This window comes from Paracoccus acridae (assembly GCF_014642735.1).
GTDB lineage: Bacteria > Pseudomonadota > Alphaproteobacteria > Rhodobacterales > Rhodobacteraceae > Paracoccus > Paracoccus acridae.
The window spans coordinates 22,226-37,743 of the sequence record NZ_BMIV01000001.1; the positions used below are offsets into that span (position 1 = coordinate 22,226).

Annotated in this window: 16 protein-coding genes; 2 read left to right on the forward strand and 14 right to left on the reverse strand. The window is 68.4% G+C overall.

Translation table 11 applies throughout. The features are described from left to right. From urtD to IEX25_RS00180, 14 genes are all read right to left on the reverse strand, one after another. A complete protein-coding gene (gene urtD / locus IEX25_RS00115; RefSeq protein ID WP_188713536.1) occupies nucleotides 1-741 on the reverse strand; it encodes an urea ABC transporter ATP-binding protein UrtD in 741 nt (246 codons plus the stop codon). Next, complete coding sequence (urtC, locus tag IEX25_RS00120; RefSeq protein WP_188713537.1) at nucleotides 738-1,955, reverse strand: urea ABC transporter permease subunit UrtC; 1,218 nt, start codon at nucleotides 1,953-1,955, stop codon at nucleotides 738-740. The genes urtD and urtC overlap by 4 nt, the downstream gene beginning before the upstream one ends. A 4-nt stretch (nucleotides 1,956-1,959) precedes the next feature. Continuing rightward, nucleotides 1,960-3,870, reverse strand: coding sequence for an urea ABC transporter permease subunit UrtB (gene urtB, locus IEX25_RS00125; protein WP_370463829.1), 1,911 nt, complete (start codon nucleotides 3,868-3,870; stop codon nucleotides 1,960-1,962). A gap of 51 nt (nucleotides 3,871-3,921) precedes the next feature. Further along, a complete protein-coding gene (gene urtA, locus IEX25_RS00130) occupies nucleotides 3,922-5,208 on the reverse strand; it encodes an urea ABC transporter substrate-binding protein (protein WP_370463816.1) in 1,287 nt (428 codons plus the stop codon). 185 nt (nucleotides 5,209-5,393) lie between these two features. Further along, nucleotides 5,394-6,029 carry an urease accessory protein UreG gene (gene ureG, locus IEX25_RS00135; protein WP_188713540.1) on the reverse strand — a complete coding sequence of 212 codons (636 nt, stop codon included), beginning with the start codon at nucleotides 6,027-6,029 and terminating at the stop codon, nucleotides 5,394-5,396. After that, entirely contained in the window at nucleotides 6,026-6,682 is a 657-nt protein-coding gene (locus IEX25_RS00140; protein WP_188713541.1) for an urease accessory protein UreF, read from the reverse strand. The genes ureG and IEX25_RS00140 overlap by 4 nt, the downstream gene beginning before the upstream one ends. After that, the gene (locus tag IEX25_RS00145) at nucleotides 6,651-7,136 is read right to left on the reverse strand and encodes an urease accessory protein UreE (RefSeq protein WP_188713542.1); all 486 of its coding nucleotides are present in this window, start codon (nucleotides 7,134-7,136) and stop codon (nucleotides 6,651-6,653) included. The genes IEX25_RS00140 and IEX25_RS00145 overlap by 32 nt, the downstream gene beginning before the upstream one ends. 8 nt (nucleotides 7,137-7,144) lie before the next feature. Then, nucleotides 7,145-8,830 (reverse strand): urease subunit alpha, encoded by a 1,686-nt coding sequence (gene ureC, locus IEX25_RS00150; protein WP_188713543.1) that lies wholly within the window; start codon nucleotides 8,828-8,830, stop codon nucleotides 7,145-7,147. Then, nucleotides 8,827-9,132 (reverse strand): urease subunit beta, encoded by a 306-nt coding sequence (locus IEX25_RS00155; protein WP_188713966.1) that lies wholly within the window; start codon nucleotides 9,130-9,132, stop codon nucleotides 8,827-8,829. The genes ureC and IEX25_RS00155 overlap by 4 nt, the downstream gene beginning before the upstream one ends. Nucleotides 9,133-9,144: 12 nt before the next feature. Further along, nucleotides 9,145-9,705: a HupE/UreJ family protein gene (locus IEX25_RS00160; RefSeq protein WP_188713544.1), complete on the reverse strand. Its 561-nt coding sequence runs from the start codon at nucleotides 9,703-9,705 to the stop codon at nucleotides 9,145-9,147. Continuing rightward, nucleotides 9,706-10,017, reverse strand: a complete 312-nt coding sequence (locus IEX25_RS00165) for an urease subunit gamma (protein WP_188713545.1) — start codon at nucleotides 10,015-10,017, stop codon at nucleotides 9,706-9,708. Between the two features lie 2 nt (nucleotides 10,018-10,019). Then, nucleotides 10,020-10,835 carry an urease accessory protein UreD gene (locus IEX25_RS00170; RefSeq protein ID WP_188713546.1) on the reverse strand — a complete coding sequence of 272 codons (816 nt, stop codon included), beginning with the start codon at nucleotides 10,833-10,835 and terminating at the stop codon, nucleotides 10,020-10,022. A 129-nt stretch (nucleotides 10,836-10,964) separates the two neighbouring features. Then, complete coding sequence (locus tag IEX25_RS00175) at nucleotides 10,965-11,726, reverse strand: GNAT family N-acetyltransferase (protein WP_188713547.1); 762 nt, start codon at nucleotides 11,724-11,726, stop codon at nucleotides 10,965-10,967. A gap of 59 nt (nucleotides 11,727-11,785) precedes the next feature. Further along, nucleotides 11,786-12,847 (reverse strand): AI-2E family transporter, encoded by a 1,062-nt coding sequence (locus IEX25_RS00180; protein WP_188713548.1) that lies wholly within the window; start codon nucleotides 12,845-12,847, stop codon nucleotides 11,786-11,788. 131 nt (nucleotides 12,848-12,978) lie between these two features. On the opposite strand from IEX25_RS00180, the gene ndk reads away from it, so the two are divergent. Beyond that, nucleotides 12,979-13,401, forward strand: a complete 423-nt coding sequence (gene ndk / locus IEX25_RS00185) for a nucleoside-diphosphate kinase (RefSeq protein ID WP_188713549.1) — start codon at nucleotides 12,979-12,981, stop codon at nucleotides 13,399-13,401. A gap of 137 nt (nucleotides 13,402-13,538) precedes the next feature. Further along, nucleotides 13,539-15,470: a potassium transporter Kup gene (locus IEX25_RS00190; protein ID WP_188713550.1), complete on the forward strand. Its 1,932-nt coding sequence runs from the start codon at nucleotides 13,539-13,541 to the stop codon at nucleotides 15,468-15,470. The last annotated feature ends 48 nt before the right edge of the window (nucleotides 15,471-15,518 follow it).

Genomic DNA, 15,518 nt, shown 5'->3' on the forward strand with positions numbered 1-15,518 from the left:
CTATCGCCCCAGATAGACTTCGATGACATCGGGATTGCGGGTCACATGGTCCAGCGACCCCTCGGCCAGGACGGAGCCCTGGTGCAGCACGGTGACCTTGCAGTTCAGGCGGCGCACGAAGTCCATGTCATGTTCCACGACCACCACGGCCCGCGTCTGCGCCAGACGCACCAGCAGCGCGGTGGTCTGCTCGCGTTCGGCCAGGGTCATGCCGGCGGCGGGTTCGTCGACCAGCAGCAGGCGCGGTTCCTGGGCCAGCAGCATCCCGATCTCCAGCCATTGCTTCTGGCCGTGCGACAACTCGCCCGCCTTGCGGGTGATCTGGGCCGCCAATCCGACTTCGGAGGCAAGTTCGGCCACCTTGCCCGTCGAGTCCACCGACGGCCGCCAGCCAAGTACCGCGAAGGGGTTGCGATTGGCCTTCAGCGCCATGGTCAGGTTGTCGGCGACGGTCTGGTCCTCGAAGACGGTGGGGCGCTGGAACTTGCGGCCGATGCCGGCGCGGGCGATCTGGGCCTCGTTCATCTTCAGAAGGGATTTCGGCGGTGTGCCCCATTTCACGTCACCCGCGTCGGGCCGGGTCTTGCCGGTCACGATGTCCATGAAGGTGGTCTTGCCCGCGCCGTTGGGGCCGATCACGGCGCGCAGTTCCGCGTCCCCGATGTTGAAGGACAGGTTGTCGATGGCCTTGAAGCCGTCGAAGCTGACCGAGATGCTGTCCACCTCCAGAAGGGCGCTCATGCCTTGGCCTCCTTGGCATGTCGTTCGGGGGAAGGGGCGCGAAGCGGGCCGATCCGGTCCACGACCCCGGCGATGCCCTTGGGCGCGAACAACGTGACCAGCACGAAGCCCAAGCCAAGCGCCACCTGCCACCAGTCCACCCAGTTGACCGTGTATCCCGGCAGGTGGATCCCCGGCGCCCGCCCGCCGGTGAACCAGCTTGACAGCAGCGAGACGAAGACCGCCCCGATGATCGCGCCATAAAGCCTGCCCCGCCCGCCGATCGCGACCCAGACGGCCAGGTAGATCGAGGCAATGGGCATCAGTTCCGCCGGGTTGATGATCCCGGCCTGCGGATAATAAAGCGCCCCGGCCACGGCGGTGATCATCGCGGCCAGGGTGAAGACCACCAGCTTGAACCCCTCGACCGGGTAGCCCAGGAAGCGCACGCGGGTTTCGTCGTCGCGGATGGCCCGGACCACGCTGCCGAACTTGCCGCTGACCAGCCAGGCCGCCAGCACGTAAGCCAAGCCCAGGGCCAGGGCAGAGGCCCAAAGGAACCAGACCGACAGCGTCGCCTGATCCACCGCGTCCAGTCCGGGGATGTTCTGCAGGCCTGACAGCCCGTTGTTGCCCCGGAACCCGCTGTCGTTCTGGAACAGCCACAGGGCCAAGGCCAGCGTCATGGCTTGGGTCAGGATCGACAGATAGACCCCGTTCACGCGGCTGCGGAAGGCCAGCCAGCCGAAGACCAGGGCCAGCAGGCCGGGCACCGCCAGGACCAGCAAAAGCTGGATCGGCAGCGAATGGGCGAAGGACCAGACCAGCGGCAGGTCGGACGATCCGACGACGCCGAAGATCTGGTTGGCGACGCCTTCCTGCAGTTCCGCCGTCGTGGGCGGGATCGGGTTCTGGGCCAGCGAGGCTGCGACGATGCCTTCGGTCCGGGCATACATCAGCCACTGCCCGATCAGATAGCCGCCAAGGGCGAAAAACGCCATCTGCCCCAGCGACAGGATGCCCAGGTATCCCCAGACCAGGTCCATCGCCACCGCCGCAAGCGCCAGGCACAGCGTCTTGCCCAGCACCTTCACGGTCGAGGTCGGGACGGTGCCGCTGCCATAGGCCTGGCTCAGCAGGGTAACGGCGACCGTGAAGACGGCCAGGACCGCCAGCACGACCAGGATGGAGGGATTGCGCAGGATGAAGGGCTGCCGGGTCAGCTTTTCGGTCATGGGGTCACGCCTCTGCCGCGCGGCCGCGCTGCGGGATGATGCCGCGCGGCCGGAACTGGATGAAGATGATGATGAACAGGATCATGAAGGTCTGGGCGGCGAGCGTGTTCGCGGGGTTCAGGGCCTCGATCACCTTGGACAGCCCGCCGATCAGCGCGGCGCCCGCCAGCGTCCCCCAGATGTTGCCGACGCCCCCCACGACCACCGTCATGAAGCTTTGCACGATGTAGTGCTGGCCCAGTTCGGACGTGACCTGCGCGAACAGCCCGATGGCCACGCCCGCGATGCCCGCGATGCCCGAGCCAAGGCCAAAGGTCATCATCGCGATGCGGTCGGGGTTGATCCCCATCGACGCCGCCATGCCTGGGTTCTGGGTGACCGCGCGGACCTCCAGCCCCAGGCGGGTGCGCTTCATGATGAACAGGAACAGGCCCAGGAACAGCAGCGCCAGCACGAAGATCGCCACCCGGATGGAACTGATCGAGATCACGTCGTTGATCGTGATGGCGCCTTCCAGCCAGGCGGGGGCGGTCAGCGGGCGGGCCTGCGTGCCGAAGATGTTCTTGGCAAGCTGCTGAAGCGCAATGGACACGCCGAAGGTCGCCAGCAGCGTTTCCAGTGGGCGATGCGCCAGGTGGCGGATGACCAGCCGATACAGCAACACCCCCGCGCCGAAGGTCACGGCGAAGGCCAGCGGCAGGGCCAGGACCAGCGACAGGGTGCGGTTGGCGACCAGGGTCTGGACGACATAGCCGGTATAGGCGCCCATCATGATGAATTCGCCATGCGCCATGTTGATGACGCGCATCACGCCGAAGGTGACGGCCAGCCCGATGGCCGCCAGGAAATAGATCGAGGCCAGGGACAGCGCGTCCAGCCCCAGATCGATGCCGGTCATCGCCGCCAGCCGCACCTGCGCGCCGGTCTGCGCGGCGCGGGCGGCATCGGTCACGTCGCTGTCGGGTTCGGCATAGATTTCGAAGAAACGGTGGGCGGCAAGGGCTGCCTCGGCCTCGGCCTCGGTCGCAGCGGGGGGCACGGCGCCCGAGGCTTCAAGCGCCTCGTAGGCGCGGTCGCGGGCTGCCGGATCCGAAAGCTCGGCCACCGGGACGCCGCCCACGCTTCCGTCCACGATATTGGCGGCAAGCGCGTTGCGCTGATCGGCGGGGGTCAGGCGGGGTTGCAGGACGCCCTGGCTGGTCAGCAGGGCGATGGCGGCCTCTCGCGGGAAGTCGGCCTGGCCCACCGTCAGTTCGCGGGCGATGTTAGCCTGCGGCTCGGTGGGGGCGGCGACGCGGGTCGTCGCCAGCAGCGGGTTCAGCGCGGCGCGGAAATCCAGGCCGACATCGCCAGACATCGCCTCGATCGCCGCGACGCGTGCGGCGGGGTTGGGATCGAAGCGGATCGCCAGAAGGGCCGTCACCCGGTCCCGCTGCGCGGCCAGGGCAGGATCGGCCTCGGCCGGGGCGGCGCGCAGAGCCGCAAGATGCTCGGCGGTGCCGTCGCGGGCGATGCTGGCCAGGGCGGCGGCGCGGCGGGCCGGATCGGGGCTGGAAATCTCTCCGGCGACAAGGGCGGATTCGATGATGCCGCGCACGCCGGAATTGGGGCGCAGCATCTTGGGATCGGCGCCGGGAACGGGCTGGCCGGTCACGGCATCGGTGGCGGCGTCGCCGTCCACGATCAGCAGCCGCCCGTCATCCGTCACCCCCAGCGAGCGGTCGGCCCAGGCGGACAGCAGGGCCAGCCCCTCGGGTCCGGTGGCGGCGATCTGCGCCACCAAGGGTTCGACCGTGCGGCGCGAGGGCTTTTCGATCTGGTCCAGGTTCTCGGCCACCACCGCCTGAAGCGCGGGGTTCGCGCTGGCGGGCATCGCCAGAAGCAGCGTCAGGGCAAGGGCGAGGAGGGAGCGGATCATGGGCGCGTTCCTTGGACGAAGGGGGCGGCAGGGCCGCCCCCGCAAGGGTCAATAGTTCGACTGGACCTGCACGCAGGCGTTCGTCTGGGTGTTGAACATGCCGCAGTCCTTGCCCGGCCAGTCGGCTTCCAGCTTGGCGGATTCGGGCAGGAAGTCGGTCCAGGCATCGCCCGGCACGGGTTCGGTCTGGCTGACGATGTCGAACTGGCCATCCTCGCGGATCTCTCCGATCAGGACCGGCTTGGTCAGGTGGTGGTTCGGAAGGACCATGGCGGTGCCGCCGGTCAGGTTCGGAACCGTGACGCCGACGATGGCGTCCAGCACGGGATCGACATCCGTGGTGCCGGCCTTTTCGACGGCGGCGACCCAGGCGTTGAAGCCGATCACGGTGGCCTCCATCGGGTCGTTGGTCACGCGGTCCTCGTCGCCGATGAAGGTTTTCCATTCCTCGATGAAAGCGGTGTTGGCATCCGATTCGGCCGTCTGGAAATAGTTCCAGGCGGCCAGGTGCCCGACCAGGTTCGCGGTATCCAGGCCCGCCAGTTCCTCCTCGCCGACCGAGAAGGCCATGACCGGGATGTCGTCGGCCGAAACGCCCGCCGCCGCCAGCTCCTTGTAGAAGCCCACATTGGCGTCGCCATTGATGGTGGAGACCACGCCGACCTTCTTGCCGTCCGCGCCAAGCGCCACCACGTCGGCCACGATCTTGGACCAGTCCGAATGGCCGAAGGGGGTGTAGTTGACGAAGATGTCGCCTTCCGCCACGCCCTTGTCCTTCAGATAGGCGTCCAGGATGTTGTTCGTGGTGCGCGGATAGACATAGTCGGTGCCCAGCAGCGCCCATTTCTCGACGCCCAGTTCCTCGGCCATGTAATCCACCGCCGGGATCGCCTGCTGGTTCGGCGCGGCGCCGGTATAGATCACGTTCCTGGACGACTCCTCGCCTTCGTATTGGACGGGATAGAACAGCAACCCGTTCAGTTCCTCGATCACCGGCAGCACGGATTTGCGGCTGACGCTGGTCCAGCAGCCGAAGATCGCGTCCACCTCGCTGACGGTCAGCAATTCGCGCGCCTTTTCGGCGAACAGCGGCCAGTCGGACGCGGGGTCCACCACCACGGCTTCCAGCGGGCGACCCAGAAGACCGCCCTTGGCGTTCTGCCGTTCCACCATCATCAGAACCGTGTCCTTCAGCGTGGTTTCCGAGATCGCCATGGTGCCCGACAGCGAATGCAGCACGCCGATCTTGATCGGCTCGCCGTCCTGCGCCAACGCGCCCGTTGCCAATGCCATGGCGGTGGTCAGCGCCAGCATCGCGGACAGTTTGTTCATCATCACCTTCCCCGGCCGTTCGGCCCTGTGTCCCTGTTGTTCCCGTGAAGGCGCGGGGCCTTCGCACCTGCAGCAAGACGGGATTTGCCGGGGCTGAACAGGCCTTGGGCAGGGTTTCGGGCGGGGGATGCGGTAACTGGGTGGACCCTGGGCAACCCTGCGGGCAGTTGCCCGCGCCGCAGGCAGGTTCAGGCTGCGCGCGGCTGCAATCCGCCCTGGTCGATCAGGAAATCGACGATCCGGTCCACCCCCTGGCCGTGGCGCAGTTGCGCCATGATCACCGGGCGGGGGCCGCGCGCCGTTCGCGCATCACGTTCCAGCAAGGCGGCATCCACGCCGACATGGGGCGCAAGGTCGGTCTTGTTCACCACCAGCAGATCCGACCGCGCCAGTCCCGGCCCGCGCTTGCGGGGAATGTCCTGACCCGCCGCCGTGTCGATGACATAGATCGTCAGGTCCGCCAGTTCCGGCGAAAAGGTCGCGGCCAGATTGTCGCCGCCCGATTCGATCAGCACCAGGTCCAGGTCTGGAAAGGCCGCGTTCAGGTCGGCGATGGCGGCCAGGTTGATGCTGGCATCCTCGCGGATCGCGGTATGGGGGCAGCCGCCGGTTTCCACGCCCCGGATGCGTTCGGCGGGCAGGACCTGGGCGCGCATCAGCGCCTCGGCATCCTCGCGGGTGTAGATGTCGTTGGTGACGACCGCCATGGACAGGCGCGGCGCAAGTGCCCGGGCCAGTTGCTCGGTCAGCGTGGTCTTGCCCGCGCCGACGGGGCCGCCGATGCCGACGCGCAAGGGTCCATGATGGGGGCCGGTGTTGGTCATGATCTGAATATCCTGACGGGCATGGTTTCGTGGCGCATGGCGGCGATGTCGGCGCCCCAGCTTGCAGAGGCGAGGTCGTCCCCGGTCGCCGTGGCGGCGCGCGCGGCGGCGGCAAGGATCGCGGGCTGAAGCGCCGCCAGCATCCGCTGGCCTTCGACCGGGCCCAGCGGCATGAAGCGGACGGCGGCGCTGATCAAGGCAGCAGCCTGGGCCTGCAGGAAGGCCGCGATGATCTCCGGGTGCGGCAGGGGCATGGCGGCGCAAGCCCGCCCGAAGGCCACGGGCAACGCCACGGGGGGCTGATGCCGTCCGGTCAGCGCGGCGATATTGGCGGCGAAGGCGGTGCCCTGTTCGACCGTCTCGGTCAGGCGTTGCAAGGTCGGGCAGGCGGCGCGGGCCAGGTCGTCCAGGGCCGCGTGATCGGCGGCGCGCAGCGACAGCGCGACCAGCACCGCATCGGTCCAGCCCGCGCCGAAGTCCAGCCAGTCGGCAAGCCATTGGGCCAAGGTGGCGCGGGTGACGACGCCCGCGTCCATGGCCCATTCCAGCCCCTGAGACCAGGCGAAGCCGCCCACCGGAAAGGCGGGCGACAGGACCTGGGCCAGATGCAGGCGCGCGGCTTCAGGCGTGGTGATGGGCGTGGCGGTGGTCATGCGCGTGATCGTGCGAGGAACCGTGGTCGTGCCCGAAGGTCCGGCCATGTCCATAGGCGCCGCCTTCGGGACGGAAGGGCAGGTCCGCGTGCTGGATCTCTGCCCCCAGCTGGCGCAGCATGGCTTCCAGCACATGATCCTGGCGGATGATCAGGCGGTCGGCCTCGATCCGGCAGGGGGTGTGGCGGTTGCCGATATGCCAGGCCAGCCGCGCCAGGTGGCCGCGGATGACCAGCACCGGTTCGGGCCTGGCGCGCATCACGATGCGGCGGCCGTCCGACAGTTCGAAGGCATCGCCGTCCTCGACGCTCGTCACCTCGGGCAGGTCGACCAGGAAGTCGCCCGTGCCGCTGGCCAGCTTCTTGCGTCGCAGAAGGCGGCCTTCGTAGTCCAGCGCGATTTCGCCGTCAAAGGGGGCGGGGGCGTTGCGGATGATGCGGGTGGCGGTGATCATGGGGTCCCTCAGAACAGGAAATAGCGTTGGGCCATGGGCAATTCCGTAGCCGGTTCGCAGGTCAGCAGCTGCCCGTCGGCGCGGACCTCGTAGGTTTCCGGGTCCACCTCGATGGCGGGCATGGCGGCGTTCAGGACCATGTCGGCCTTGCCGATGCCTCGGGTGTTCTCGACCGCGATCAGGGTCTTGTGCAAGTTGTCCCCCGCGCCGTTTTGCAGGCCCGCCTTTGACACGAACAGCGCGGACGCCCGGCCCGTATGCCCCCACATCGGGCGGCTGAAGATCGGCTGCACGGGGATCGAGCCGTTGGGATCGCCCATCTGCGCCACGCTGATCTGCCCGCCGACCAGAACCATTTCCGGCTTCACGCCGAAGAAGGCGGGCGACCACAGCACCAGGTCGGCGCGCTTGCCCGGCGTGACGCTGCCGATATGGGCGGATACGCCATGCGCGATAGCCGGGTTGAGCGTGTATTTGGCGATATAGCGGCGGGCGCGCAGGTTGTCGTTCTGGCCCGTTTCCTCGGGCAGACGGCCCCGCTGGCGGCGCATCTTGTCGGCCGTCTGCCAGGTGCGGATGATCACCTCTCCGATCCGGCCCATCGCCTGGCTGTCGGACGAGATGACGCTGAACGCGCCCAGGTCGTGCAGGATGTCCTCGGCCGCGATGGTCTCGCGCCGGATGCGGGATTCGGCAAAGGCCACGTCCTCGGGCACGCGGCGGTCGAGGTGGTGGCAGACCATCAGCATGTCGAGATGTTCCTCGACCGTGTTGGCCGTATAGGGCCGCGTCGGGTTGGTCGAGGATGGCAGGACATTGCCCATGCCGACCATGCGGATGATGTCGGGGGCGTGGCCGCCGCCCGCGCCTTCGGTGTGATAGGCGTGGATGGTGCGGCCGGCGATGGCGGCCATCGTGTCCTCGACAAAGCCGGATTCGTTCAGCGTGTCGGTGTGGATCATCACCTGAACGTCCATGGCATCGGCCACCGTCAGGCAGTTGTCGATGGCGGCGGGGGTGGTGCCCCAGTCCTCGTGCAGCTTCAGCGCGCAGGCGCCGGCGCGGATCTGTTCCTCCAGCGGCGCGGGGACGCTGGCGTTGCCCTTGCCGGCGATGCCGATGTTGACGGGCAGGTCGGCGCAGGCCTCCATCATCCGGGCGATGTGCCAGGGGCCGGGGGTGCAGGTGGTGGCAAGCGTGCCATGCGCGGGGCCGGTGCCGCCGCCCAGCAGCGTGGTGACGCCGGAATGCAGCGCATGGTCCACCTGCTGCGGGCAGATGTAGTGGATGTGGCAGTCGAAGCCGCCGGGCGTCAGGATGCGCCCTTCGCCCGCGATGATTTCCGTGCCAGGACCGATGACCAGCGTCACGCCCGGCTGCGTGTCGGGATTGCCCGCCTTGCCGATGCCCGCGATGCGGCCGTCGCGCAGGCCCACATCGGCCTTCACGATGCCTTGGTGGTCGAAGACCACGACGCCGGTGATGACCGTGTCCATGGCTCCGCCTTCGTGCGTGACCTGGGACTGGCCCATGCCGTCGCGGACGACCTTGCCGCCGCCGAACTTGACCTCCTCTCCGGGGATGGTCAGGTCGCGCTCGACCTCGATCAGCAACTCGGTATCGGCCAGCCGGATGCGGTCGCCCGTGGTGGGGCCGTAAAGCGCAGCGTAGTCGGCGCGGGACAGGCGGGTCATAGCACCCCCATGACGTCTTTGCGGAAGCCCTGGACGATGCGGTCGCCCGCGAAGGGGATCAGGCGCACCTCGCGCGACTGGCCGGGCTCAAACCGGACGGCGGTGCCCGCGGGGATCGACAGGCGCATCCCGCGCGCGGCGGCGCGGTCGAAGCGCAGGGCCGGGTTGGTTTCGGCGAAATGGTAATGGCTTCCGACCTGGATCGGGCGGTCGCCGGTGTTGGCCACCATGACCGTGACGGGATCGCGCCCCTGGTTCAGGACGATCTCGCCGGGGGCGGGCAGGATTTCGCCCGGAACAATCCTGCGGATCATTCAGCCCACCATCGCTAGGGCTAGGCCCGCCGCCGCCGTCCCGCCACCCAAGGCGCGCAGGGCCGTGCCGCGTTCCAGTATCCGCGCCGCGCCGATGCCCACCCCATGCAGCGCAAGTGTTGCCACCGCGAAGCCCGCCGCATAGGCGGCCAGCCCCGCCGCGGGGCCTTCCGCCCCATGCGCCCAGCCATGCGCCATGCCGAACAGCGCCACGCCGGGGACCATCGCCGCCAGCGGCAGGCGCGCGGCCATCGCGACAAGCGCGCCCAGGATCACGACCGAGGCCAGGATCATCGGCTCGACCCCTGGAAAGGGCAGCCCGGCAAAGCCCGCGAATCCGCCCGCAATCATGCTGCCGACAAAGGCCAGCGGCAGCGCCCAAAGCGCCCGGCCGCCGGCTTGCGCGGCCAACAGGCCAAGCGCCACCATCGCCAGCAGGTGATCGGCGCCTCCCAGCGGATGCGACAGGCCCGACAGGAACTGGCCCTGGTCGTGATGGCCGACATGGGCCAGGGCGGCCTGCGGCAGCAGAAGGGCGGCGGCAAAGGGGATCTTCTTCATTCAGGCCTCTTGGCGGATCGGGTGGTGGACGGTGACCAGCTTGGTCCCGTCGGGGAATGTGGCCTCGACCTGGACGGACTCGATCATGGCGGGAACGCCCTCCATGCATTGCCCGGCCGAGATGACATGCGCGCCCGCCTGCATCAGGTCGGCCACGCTGCGCCCGTCTCGCGCGCCCTCGACCACGAAATCGGTGATGAGCGCGATCGCCTCGGGGTGGTTCAGCTTGACGCCTCGGGCCAGGCGGCCGCGCGCCACCATCGCGGCGACCGAGACCAGCAGCTTTTCGCGTTCGCGCGGGGAAAGGTTCATCGTCAGACCTGCCAGATGCGGGGAAGGGGATCGGGCCGCAGCGCGGCCAGAAGGCGGATGACCTGGCGGCGCAGCGGCCAGTCGTCGCGGGCCAGGCAGCGGATCACCAGCCGCCCCGGCGGGGCGCTTGCCGCGCCGGTGACGCCGGGCTCGTCCAGGACGGCGCGGGCGCGCGCCAGAAGGTCGGGCGCATGGGGCGCGACCACCGCCAGCGTCGCAAGCGCGCGGGCATCGCCCAGCAGGGCCGTCCCGTGCCGCCGAAGCAGCGCGGCCTCGTCCAGGGCCAGGGCGTCGTGATGGATCAGCCGCCCGTCCCGGCGCACGGTGCGGCGGTCGCGCAGGCGGATGCGGGACGGATCCTCGCCCATGGCCAGGCGGCCCAGCACGATCATTTCCAGCAGCAGGCAGCCGGCGCCGGGGGCCAGATCCACCTGCGTGTCGCGGCAAAGCGCGCTGCCCTCGAACAAGATGGTTTCCTGCGGCAGCCAGTCCAGCCAGCCGCCCGCGCCCACGGTCAGCCGGACCTCGGCCCGCGCCGAGGCCGCCTTGGCGCGATAGGCGCGTTCGGCGGTCTGGGTGGTCGCCAGCACCCGCGCGCCGGGCCGCAGGGTCAGGGCGAAGGACAGCCGGTCGCCCGAGGCCAGCCCGCCCGAGGTGTTCAGAAAGGCGATCTCGGGCAGGCCGGCGGTCATGCGCGGCAGCATGGCCTTGGCTGAACCCGACTGCGCCAGATCGGCAAGCCCGCGCGGGCCCATGACCACATGCGCGGCGCCTGTGCTGCGCTGAAGACGAGGGGCTGGAGGGGCTGTGTCGAACATGCCTTGAAGGGGCGGCCGGACCGGCCAAAGGTCAATCCGGCGCCACAAGGGGCTTTGTCCCCTTCGCTTATTGCCCGGGTTTCTGCCCATCCGACAGGCGTTTCGCCCAAGGTGCGGGCAGTTCTGAAATCAGCTTGCCGCCCTTTGCAGCAGACGGCGGCGCGCAGGGGGGATCGCGCCGACCTCGACCCCCGTGAAGACATGCATGGTGCGCAGCACGGGATCGACGACCGCATGGTCGCTGACCCAGCCGCCCAATGCCAGATAGCTGCGCAGCAGGGGCGGCATCGCGGCCATGGCCCGCCTTGCGTCGGGCGGGCCCGACAGTCGCGCGCGGGCAAAGCGGAAGACGTTCGGCGCCTTCACGCGCGGCAGCCAGCGGCGCGGAGCCAGGTGGCGGGCGCGCAGCATGGCGAAAGCGTCGGCATGAAGGGCCGGTTCGGTTCCCATGAAGCTGGAACAGCCGAACAGCATCCTGATCCCGTTCTCCTCGACGATGCGGGACAGGGCGGCCAAGGCGGTGCGGATGATGTCGGGGTCCTGTGTGCCCGGATGGACGCAGAAGCGCCCGACCTCCAACAGCGGGGCATCGAAGGATTCCAGCGCCGACAGGTCGTAGAACTGCGCCGAATAGCTGCGGGCGATGTCGCCGCCCCCTGCCAGCGGCAGGAAGCGGAAGCAGCAGACAAGCCGGCCGGTCGATGTGTCCTCGACCAGCATGTGGCGGCAGGCGGCGTCCAGGCCGTCGGCGTCCAGCCCGCCGCCATCCGGCCCGTCCGCCGCGCCGTTGCGCGCGACGAAGCACAGCCAGCGCAGACGCTGCGCCGCGCGCAGGTCGTCGGATGTCCGGGCCAGTCGGGCCAGGTATCGGCCCTTGCACAAGGATTGCATGTGACGCCCCTGTCAGCGGAAACCATCATGACGCGATGTCGTGAGCGATCTGCGAAGTTTCAATCGTCCTGCCGGTCGCCCAGGATGTCCTCGACATAGATGCGCTTGACCAGGATGATGCCGACCAGAAGCAGCGGCGTAGCCAGGATGATGCCCGCGAATCCGAACAGGCTGCCAAAGGCCAGGATCGCCAGCACCGTCAGCGCGGGCGGCAGGTCGGCGGCGAATCTCTGGATCAGGGGCATCAGCAGGTTTCCCTCGACCTGCTGGACCACCACGAACAGAAGCGCGACATAGACCGCCATGTCGAAGCCCTGGGTCAGCGCGAACAGCACCGCGGGCACCCCCGACAGGAACGGCCCGACCACCGGGATGATGTTGGTCAGCCCGGCGATCAGGCCAAGCACCAGGGCCAGCGGCACGCCCAGCAGCCACAGGCCCAGCCCCGTCACAAGCGCCACCAGCACCATGTCCAGCGCCTGCCCCCCCATCCAGCGGGCCAGGGCGCGGGCTAGTTCGTTTGCGATCCCGCCCGCGCGGGGGCGATAGGACGGCGGCACCAGGCGCAAGGCTCCGCCCCGGTACATCCCCGCATCCAGCGCCAGGAAGATCGCCACCGTCACCAGCAGCACCAGGTTCGCCACCCCGCCGAAGACCGTGGTCAGCGTCCCGGTCAGATAGCTGAACATCGAGGGCAGGCCCGAGGGCGACGCCTCGCCGCCGGTCGAGGCGTCCTTCACCTGCCGTTCCAGGAACTGCCCGAACGAGCTGTCGCCCAGCCACGCGTTCACCTGTTCCCAGGCGTCGGGCAGGCTGCCGATCAGCTGCCGGAACTGGTCCGAGATCGCCGGCCCCGCCCAGGCCACGATCCCCGCGATGACCAGGACGGCCGCCAGAGCCGACAGCAGCACGCCGGTCTTGATGCCGACGCCCGTGCGCTGCTGCAGGAACGTCCCCCCTGCCCGAAGCGCGATGGCGATCAGGATAGCGCCGAACCCCAGAAGCAGCATGTTCGACCACATCCAGGCGGCGGCCAGCAGGATCGCCGTCGCGAAGGCTATGGCGATGGGGCCGGGATGCAGGCGCGGCTGCGGGGCGGGGGCGTCGGGACGGTCGGTCATGGATCGGGCCTTTCGTCGGTTTTGCGGGCATCATGCCCCCGGCTTGCCCGCAGATACCATCCCTGATAACCGGGCGCGGATGTCTTGACCGGGCGGGACTGTCCCGCCTGCCACAGCAAAAGGGACGCCTCATGGCCATCGAACGCACGCTTTCCATCATCAAGCCCGACGCCACCCGTCGCAACCTGACCGGCAAGATCAACGCCAAGTTAGAGGAAGCGGGCCTGCGCATCGTCGCGCAGAAGCGCATCCACCTGTCGCCCGCCCAGGCCGGCAAGTTCTACGAAGTCCACAAGGACCGCCCCTTCTATGGCGAGCTGGTCGAGTTCATGGCATCCGAACCCGTCGTCGTGCAGGTCCTGGAAGGCGAGAACGCCATTGCCAAGAACCGCGAAGTGATGGGCGCCACCAACCCGGCCCAGGCCGACGAGGGCACCATCCGCAAGGAATTCGCGCTGTCCGTGGGCGAGAACTCGGTCCACGGTTCGGACGCGCCGGAAACCGCCAAGGAAGAAATCGCCTTCTTCTTCTCGGGCCTTGAACTGGTCGGCTGATCGGCCAGACGCCAGGATGCCGGGAAAAGGGGCCGTCGCGGCCCCTTTTTCGTTGGCGCCAAGCCGGGGCCGACATTTTCCTTGAACGGCGATGGTGGCAGGCGCATACCGGCGCAAAGTCCCTGACGGGGTGCCATATGGCAAGCGACGGCGCCGCGCGCGATCATTCCGCGGCAGACCCAGTGTCTGAAGATCATTCCCATTCCAAGGCCGGTCCCGCGCTTGTGCTGGCCTGCCTTGGGGTCGTCTATGGCGACATCGGCACCTCGCCGCTTTATGCGCTGCGCGAATCGCTGGTTCACGCGCACGAGGAGGGCCTGCCCGAAAGCTCGGTCATCGGCATCGTGTCCCTGCTGTTCTGGACGGTCGTCCTGATTGTGACGATCAAGTATGTGGTGTTGATCCTGCGCGCCGACAACAACGGCGAGGGCGGAACCCTGTCGCTGGTCGCCAAGGCCCAGGGCGCGCTGAAGAAGGGGCCGCGATCGAAAAGCCGCCGCCTGCTGATGCTGCTGGGGATCGTGGGGGTGTCGCTGTTCTTCGGCGACAGCATGATCACCCCCGCGATTTCCGTCCTGTCCGCGGTCGAGGGGCTGGCCCTGATCGAGCCGGGCTTCCAGGCCTGGGTGGTGCCTGTCACGCTGGCGATCGTGATTGTCCTGTTCTGGGTGCAGCGCGGCGGCACGGACCGGATCGCGCGATTGTTCGGGCCGGTGATGCTGGTCTGGTTTTCCACGATGGCGGTCCTGGGCATCAGCCATATCGCGGATGACGCCCGGATCCTGCAGGCGCTCAACCCCCTGCGGGCGGCGGCGTTCCTGGCCGATTACGGCATCGCCGCCATGCCTGTCCTGGGATCGGTCTTTCTGGCCGTGACCGGGGCCGAGGCGCTTTATGCCGACATGGGCCATTTCGGCCGCAGCGCGATCCGCATCGCCTGGAGCGTGCTGGTCTTCCCCGCCCTCGCGCTGTCCTATCTGGGGCAGGGGGCGATGGTCCTGGCGCATCCCGAAACCGTGTCGAACCCGTTCTTCCTGATGGCGCCGTCCTGGTTCCTGGCGCCGCTGGTGATCCTGGCCACGGCGGCCACGGTGATCGCGTCCCAGGCGGTGATCTCGGGCGCGTTCTCGGTGGCCGCGCAGGCGGTGCAGATGGGCATCCTGCCGCGCCTGCACATCAACCACACCTCGGACCGGCAGGCGGGCCAGATCTTCTTGCCCAAGGTCAACTCGATCCTGATGTTCGGGGTCGTGGCGCTGGTGCTGTCCTTCGGATCCTCGGCGCGGCTGGCAAGCGCCTATGGCATCGCGGTGACCGGGGACATGGTCATCACGTCCATTCTGGCGGTGGTGGTGTTCCGCTGGGCCTGGAACTGGCGCTGGCCGCTGATCGCCGTTGTGATGGTCCCGGTCCTGGGGATCGAGCTGATCTTCTTCTCGGCCAACCTGCTGAAGCTGCTGGACGGCGGATATATCCCGCTGCTGTTTGCGGCGGTCGCCATTGCGGCGATGGTGATCTGGGTCGAAGGGATGCGACGGCTTCAGGAACGGCTGGCGCAGGACAGCGTGCCCCTTGATGTCTTTGCGGCCAAGCTTTCCAAGTCGCCGCCGATGATCGTGCCGGGCACCGCGGTCTTCCTGACCGCCGACCCGGCGGTCGCGCCGCCAGCCCTGCTGCACAACCTGAAGCACAACCGCGTGCTGCATCAGCGCAACTTCATCGTGAAGGTCGAAAGCGCCACCACCCCCCGCGTCCCCGAGGACGCCCGCCTGCATCTTCAGGACATCGCCCCCGGTTTCTGGCGCGCCCGGCTGGTCTTCGGCTATATGGAACAGCCGAACGTGCCGCGCGCCCTGGCCCAGGCGCGTCATGTCGGACAGAAGTTCGACATCATGTCCACATCCTATTTCCTGAACCGCCGCACCCTGCGTGCGGGGCGGGGAACGCTGATGCCCCACTGGATGGCGCGGGTGTTCGTGACCCTTTACCGGTCGGCATCCGAGCCGACGAACTATTACCGCCTGCCGTCGAACCGGGTCGTGGAACTGGGACAGCAGATGAATATCTGAGGGGCAGGGGCAGGGGCAGGGGCGGGGCAGGGGACGGGTCGGGACCTT

What these genes read in the sequence shown, in the direction of transcription:
- urtD (WP_188713536.1), bottom strand. Translation starts at nt 741, where the DNA reads ATGAGCGCCCTTCTGGAGGTGGACAGCATCTCGGTCAGCTTCGACGGC.
- urtC (WP_188713537.1), bottom strand. Translation starts at nt 1,955, where the DNA reads ATGACCGAAAAGCTGACCCGGCAGCCCTTCATCCTGCGCAATCCCTCC.
- urtA (WP_370463816.1), bottom strand. Translation starts at nt 5,208, where the DNA reads ATGATGAACAAACTGTCCGCGATGCTGGCGCTGACCACCGCCATGGCA.
- ureG (WP_188713540.1), bottom strand. Translation starts at nt 6,029, where the DNA reads ATGACCAACACCGGCCCCCATCATGGACCCTTGCGCGTCGGCATCGGC.
- IEX25_RS00140 (WP_188713541.1), bottom strand. Translation starts at nt 6,682, where the DNA reads ATGACCACCGCCACGCCCATCACCACGCCTGAAGCCGCGCGCCTGCAT.
- IEX25_RS00145 (WP_188713542.1), bottom strand. Translation starts at nt 7,136, where the DNA reads ATGATCACCGCCACCCGCATCATCCGCAACGCCCCCGCCCCCTTTGAC.
- ureC (WP_188713543.1), bottom strand. Translation starts at nt 8,830, where the DNA reads ATGACCCGCCTGTCCCGCGCCGACTACGCTGCGCTTTACGGCCCCACC.
- IEX25_RS00160 (WP_188713544.1), bottom strand. Translation starts at nt 9,705, where the DNA reads ATGAAGAAGATCCCCTTTGCCGCCGCCCTTCTGCTGCCGCAGGCCGCC.
- IEX25_RS00165 (WP_188713545.1), bottom strand. Translation starts at nt 10,017, where the DNA reads ATGAACCTTTCCCCGCGCGAACGCGAAAAGCTGCTGGTCTCGGTCGCC.
- IEX25_RS00170 (WP_188713546.1), bottom strand. Translation starts at nt 10,835, where the DNA reads ATGTTCGACACAGCCCCTCCAGCCCCTCGTCTTCAGCGCAGCACAGGC.
- IEX25_RS00175 (WP_188713547.1), bottom strand. Translation starts at nt 11,726, where the DNA reads ATGCAATCCTTGTGCAAGGGCCGATACCTGGCCCGACTGGCCCGGACA.
- IEX25_RS00180 (WP_188713548.1), bottom strand. Translation starts at nt 12,847, where the DNA reads ATGACCGACCGTCCCGACGCCCCCGCCCCGCAGCCGCGCCTGCATCCC.
- ndk (WP_188713549.1), top strand. Translation starts at nt 12,979, where the DNA reads ATGGCCATCGAACGCACGCTTTCCATCATCAAGCCCGACGCCACCCGT.
- IEX25_RS00190 (WP_188713550.1), top strand. Translation starts at nt 13,539, where the DNA reads ATGGCAAGCGACGGCGCCGCGCGCGATCATTCCGCGGCAGACCCAGTG.